This is a genomic window from Nitratidesulfovibrio liaohensis (assembly GCF_011682075.1).
In the GTDB taxonomy this organism is placed as follows: domain Bacteria; phylum Desulfobacterota; class Desulfovibrionia; order Desulfovibrionales; family Desulfovibrionaceae; genus Cupidesulfovibrio; species Cupidesulfovibrio liaohensis.
On record NZ_VSMK01000653.1, the window covers coordinates 1 to 919 of the forward strand.

The window sequence follows — 919 nt, forward strand, 5'->3', positions numbered from 1 at the left end:
GGCCGGGGCATGGCGGAACGGGCTGCGCCCCTCGCGGATGGCGCGCGCCATGTCCTGCGGGGTGTGCCCCAGCGGGGTGATCGCGCCCGCGCCGGTGATGACCACGCGGCGGAGGGGATGGAAGGGAGAAGAGGGCGGCTGCATGTGTTTGTCGGGCCTCGGCGCGGCGGTGCCGTCCGGACCGGCTATCCGTTGTTTCTCGTCAGGGACCACGCCACGTACGCCGCCACATCGCCGATGGTCAGCACCGGGGGCGCGCCGGGCACGCGCACTGCCGCCAGCACCTCCGCCACGCGGGCGGCGGACAGGTGCGGGTATTCCCGCGCCAGCCGGGCTTCGGGCGCTTCGCCGGTGCGTTCCGCCTCCAGCACGTGGATGCGCAGGTCGGTGAGAAAGGCGGCGGCATCGCGCACCGGAATGGCGAAGCGGCGGTTCAGCCCCGCGCCGATTTCCAGCAGGTCGATGGATTCGCAGGGCAGGTCGGCCATAAGCCGGGTGGCAGGCGACAGGGTGGCGGCGTCCACGTCGAAGATGGGGGCCACCAGCGCGGCGATGGCTGCCGCGATGTCGTGCGGTTCGTTTCTGGTCTGTGCGGGCATGGTGTTGCTGTCTTGTGGATGGTGATTGAGAGGGGGCGCCTCGGAAAACCGCGGACGCTTGGAACGCGGTTCAGCCCGCCGGTTTCAGCGCGCCGAAGCCGCCGTCGCAGGTCAGGGTGGTGGCGTTGATGGCGGTGGCCGGGGCGGACAGCAGAAAACGCAGGGTCTGCACGGCTTCGGCGACGGTCACGGTACGCCCGGTGGGCGGCAGGGGGGCGTCTGAGGCACGGGATTGCAGGAACGGCGCGCCCCGGCCCGCCTCGAGCCAGCCCAGCCGCAACGAACAGGCGGTCACCCCGCGCGGGGCCAGTTCCACGCCC

The 919-nt window shown here is 72.1% G+C and carries 1 protein-coding gene and 1 pseudogene; both read right to left on the reverse strand.

All coding sequences use genetic code 11. From position 1 onward, the window contains the following. Window positions 1-185 precede the first annotated feature (185 nt). Window positions 186-599 carry an acyl carrier protein gene (locus FVW27_RS17180; RefSeq protein ID WP_012612149.1) on the reverse strand — a complete coding sequence of 138 codons (414 nt, stop codon included), beginning with the start codon at window positions 597-599 and terminating at the stop codon, window positions 186-188. Window positions 600-669: 70 nt separating this feature from the next. Continuing rightward, window positions 670-919 (reverse strand): annotated as a pseudogene (locus FVW27_RS17185) (SDR family NAD(P)-dependent oxidoreductase); the annotation flags it as partial.